The sequence below is a fragment of the Saccharopolyspora elongata genome (genome assembly GCF_004348985.1).
Classification (GTDB): Bacteria; Actinomycetota; Actinomycetes; order Mycobacteriales; family Pseudonocardiaceae; genus Saccharopolyspora; species Saccharopolyspora elongata.
In genome coordinates this window covers 1-4,119 of sequence record NZ_SMKW01000184.1, presented here as the reverse complement: position 1 = coordinate 4,119, position 4,119 = coordinate 1, and the positions used below count along the sequence as shown (strand labels likewise).

Genomic DNA, 4,119 nt, shown 5'->3' with positions numbered 1-4,119 from the left:
GAATTTCCTCATGATGCTTCCACCAAGCCCTTCGGCCACGCACTGGCGGCCGCGTCGGAAGGAGATGACATGGCCCGCTCCACCTGTGCGATGCGGGACGTGAAGTTGGACAGAGTTTGCCTCTCAGGCAAACTCTGGACAAGCCCCAGAGGCAACAAATTTTGCCTACATGGAGATGAGCGGCCGTCCTACAAGCGAGCCGTCGCCGAACACACGCAGGCCCCGCACAGCGGAGGGCGAGGAGCTACCGCCGACGGGTAGCTGATCCCCTCGACACTCACCAGGTCGCACGATGGCCGCTGCCGAACTGCGTCCGGACAGCCTCATCCCACGCTGCATCACGCCATGCTTCGAACGCCGGGCACCGACGCGGAAGACTCGACCTCGACTCGCCAACCGGACAACTGGACAAGATCCAGCCCGTGAACGCAGCCCTGCGGGCTCCCGCTACTGCGCATCGAGGACCGGAATTACGACGGTCCGCGACTCGAGCCCCGCAACGCTGCTGTCACTTGTGACCGTTCCCTCTCCTTGCCGGGGAGCTAGCCGAGACGATGAAGACGGTCGCGCGCGCCCGCCCGCGATTGCAGATCCGGTGCGGGCTTTGGGCATCGAAGTGGGCGGCATCTCCGGGTTCGAGATCGAAGCTCTCAGAGCCGATCTCCACACGGACTCGACCGGAGTGCACGAGCAGCCATTCTTCTCCAACGTGCTGCGCAGCCCGGCTGGTCCGAGAGCTGCCAGGGAGCTCCAGGCGGATCGCTTCCAACAGGTTCAGTCCCGTTATCCCGCTCAGTGCGGCGTACTTGTAATCCGGACCGTCGTGCAGCGGAGCCTCACCACCTCGGAAGACGTGGCAGGCCGTTTGCGGTTCTTCGCCGACGAGTTGCCCCAACGGCAAGCCGTAGGACCAGGCCAACTGGATGAGCACACCGATGGAGGGCTGCCGCTCACCCCGTTCCAGGCGGGACAGGTGAGTCACGGACACCCCATTGGCCTCAGCGGCCTCGGCAAGCGTCCAACCTCTTCGATGCCGCGCCTCCAGCAGGCGTTGGGCGATCAGCTTCTCCGTCTGTCCCGGATCCAACACGTCCTGCATTATGCCTCTCAGTCAAAACGGCTTATACCGCGAGCGACTGCTCCGCGGGTTGACGATTATTGCCTCATAGTCAAAACTGTTCGCCAACGAGGCTCCCTCGTATCCGCACCGGGAGCGGCCTAGCAACACGCTGGGCGACGCCCAGGAAGTGGGCGGCCAAGTTGGCGGACCGGCAGACCGCGGATGCCGAGCGCGAGAGGCAGCTGACGACAGCCTTCTGAGCCCCACACGGTTCGGTTCCGATCAAAGGAGGAACGGTGTCCAACGAGGCAAGCCGGACAGGCGAGATGGCCGATGAGTCCCCCCGTGAAGCGGCAGCGTGGGAGCTGCGGCCGGAGACGGTCCTCATCGAAGAGGGTCGACCCGAGAAGGACGCGGGCAACCCGATGAATCCACCCATCACCCTCGCCTCGAACTTCCGCTCCCAGAAGGGCGGCAAGCTCGGAACAGAGGAGGACCGCGACCACGGTTCCAACACCGGAGGGGTACGTGGACCGCGGCGCTACGCGCGGACGGACGGCACAGCTACCTGGGCAGCCTTCGAATCCGTGGTGGGACGGTTGGAAGGCGGCTCCGCACTGGCCTTCTCCTCCGGGATGGCCGCATGCGCGGCTGTGCTCGAGACACTCCCCGCCGGGGCCAAGGTGTTGCTTCCCCGTGACGTGTACATGGGGACCCGCCACCTGCTCGAGGAAGGCCACGAACTCGGCCGCTGGCGCTTGGAGGCCGTAGACCTCGCGCAGCCGGATTCACTGGCCGATCACCTCGACGGCGCAGACCTCCTCTGGGTCGAAACTCCGAGCAACCCACTACTCGAGATCTGCGACCTCCGGGCCATCACGACTACTGCACACGCATCGGGAGTGCAGGTGGTTGTGGACAACACCTTCGCCACGCCGTTGCTGCAACAGCCGCTGAGCCTCGGCGCCGACTTCGTCGTGCACAGCGCCACCAAGTTCATGGGCGGCCACTCCGACCTGCTGATGGGTATCACTGTCACCAACGACCCGGCGAAGCAGGACGCGCTTGCCCGGCGCCGCTCCTTCGCGGGTGCAACCCCGGGAGCGCTGGAGTCCTACCTGGCGCTGCGAGGAATCCGGACTATGGGTGTCCGCCTGGCCGCAGCCCAGGCTTCGGCTCACGAGCTCGCGCATCGGCTTACCGCGCATCCTGCGGTCAAGCGCGTGCACTACCCGGGATTGCCCGACGATCCTGGCCACAAGCTCGCGGCCGAGCAGATGACCGGGTTCGGTGCCGTTCTCAGCTTCGAACTCGCAGACGCCACGACTGCGGACGCGGCCTGCGACGCGGTGCAGATCATCGCGTTCGCCACCAGCCTCGGCGGGGTGGAGTCCACGATCGAACGACGAGCCAAGCACCCTGGTCAAGAGCACGTTCCGGCAGGGCTGCTGCGGCTAAGCGTGGGATGTGAGCACGTCGAAGACCTGTGGCAGGACCTCCTGCAAGCCATTCCCACCACGGCGTAGCCAGCTGGTCCCCATGCCGATGTCGGCGACTGGCCCTGGCCAGATCACAGCGAGGTCTTCCCCTGCGCTCTTGACACGGCGAGACATCTCCATATCCGGCTCAGCGCGATGCCCCGTCGCTGGATCGCAGAATGCCTGATTTCGAAGGTGAGACATCATGAGCAGCCCGGTGCTTACCTCCCACCCGTCCGATGCTGAGCACGAAGTGCTCCGCGAAATCGAGCGCCGTGTTCTGTGGCTGTCGAGCGCGATCATCCACCACGCCAACCTCGTCCGTCCGAACCCGTCCGGTCTCAAAGTCGGTGGCCACCAGGCGTCCTCGGCCTCGATGCTGTCGATCATGACGTCGCTGTGGTTCAGACATCTGCGCGCGCAGGATCGGGTGTCGGTCAAACCGCACGCCTCGCCAGTGCTCCACTCGATCAACTACCTGCTCGGTGAGCTGGATGCCTCGTACCTGCCGCGGCTTCGGGAGTTCGGCGGTTTGCAGACCTATCCGAGTCGCCTGAAGGATCCGGATCCCGCCGACTACTCGACCGGCTCAGTGGGCATCGGCGCCACCGCGCCGATCTGGGGTGCGGTGTCGCGTCGCTACGTAGACACCGCCTTCAGCGGCGCCGTGATCAGCTCGATCGTGCAGTGATCCGCCGAGCTCTGAATCCAACTATGACTTGCTCAGCTTGCCGTTAACGCAGGTGGACCGTCATGATCACGTTGCAGGTTTCGGTGCCCGCGCCACAGTAGGTGTGCGGCAGATCGCCGCCCAGCACGGCCGTCTGCCCAGTTTCGACGCGGTGCTCGGCGCCGTCGACGACCAGGACCATCCAGCCCGCGGTGACGCTGATCGTTTTCACGACTCCGGCCTGGTAAGGATGGCCGGGGCATGCCTCACCAGGTTCCAGCCGCCAGCGCCAGATCTCGACGGGCGCCGAGCCTGATGTGGTCAGAACGAGCTTGACCTCACTGCCCCGCTCCCCGGTCCACAGGGGCGCCACGGAATCGGCGGCCACAATCTTGACGCGACCACCAGGCGGCCCCTGCACCAGGGCCGACAACGACACCCCGAGGGTGTCGGCCAGCCGGATCAGCGTAGCCAAGTTCGGATTGCCCTGGGATTTCTCCAGCCCGACCAGCGCACCCTTGCTGACCTGGGCGCGTCGGCCGAGTTCCTCCAGGGACAAGCCGGCGCGGGCGCGAGCCGCACGGACATTGTGCGAGATTGCCCGCAGGGCAGCGGCAGTCTCGACCATCCGATCACCATCCTCACGACTCGGCCCCTTCAATGCACAGCTTGGGCGGTGAGCCATATACCGCCGGGCGGTCGATCTACTGTACTTTTCGGTCGTTTAGATGTACAGAGATGGGCGGCGACTCCTCTGGTACGGACCGGACTCGCAAAACAGCCGCCGTCGAGAGATCCCCGGAGTTCGGAGATGGTTGGGGCCCGGCCTCGTGGCGCACCTGGCGCCATCAGCTCGCCGAGTGAGCATCGACTGATTCGACCAGCGAGTTGGCGATCTGCTGCAGGGAGTC

Annotated in this window: 3 protein-coding genes and 1 pseudogene; 2 read left to right on the top strand and 2 right to left on the bottom strand. The window is 65.3% G+C overall.

Annotated elements, in window-relative coordinates; translation table 11 throughout:
• Positions 1-508 precede the first annotated feature (508 nt).
• Entirely contained in the window at positions 509-1,090 is a 582-nt protein-coding gene (locus tag E1288_RS46045) for a helix-turn-helix domain-containing protein (protein ID WP_165968638.1), read from the bottom strand.
• A gap of 266 nt (positions 1,091-1,356) precedes the next feature.
• On the opposite strand from E1288_RS46045, the gene E1288_RS46040 reads away from it, so the two are divergent.
• Positions 1,357-2,586, top strand: a complete 1,230-nt coding sequence (locus E1288_RS46040; RefSeq protein WP_235884303.1) for a trans-sulfuration enzyme family protein — start codon at positions 1,357-1,359, stop codon at positions 2,584-2,586.
• 157 nt (positions 2,587-2,743) lie between these two features.
• Positions 2,744-3,205, top strand: a pseudogene (locus tag E1288_RS46035) (pyruvate dehydrogenase); the annotation flags it as partial.
• Between the two features lie 67 nt (positions 3,206-3,272).
• On the opposite strand, the gene E1288_RS46030 reads toward E1288_RS46035, so the two are convergent.
• Positions 3,273-3,836 carry a helix-turn-helix domain-containing protein gene (locus E1288_RS46030; protein ID WP_132495617.1) on the bottom strand — a complete coding sequence of 188 codons (564 nt, stop codon included), beginning with the start codon at positions 3,834-3,836 and terminating at the stop codon, positions 3,273-3,275.
• Positions 3,837-4,119 lie beyond the last annotated feature (283 nt).

What these genes read in the sequence shown, in the direction of transcription:
- E1288_RS46030 (WP_132495617.1), bottom strand. Translation starts at nt 3,836, where the DNA reads ATGGTCGAGACTGCCGCTGCCCTGCGGGCAATCTCGCACAATGTCCGT.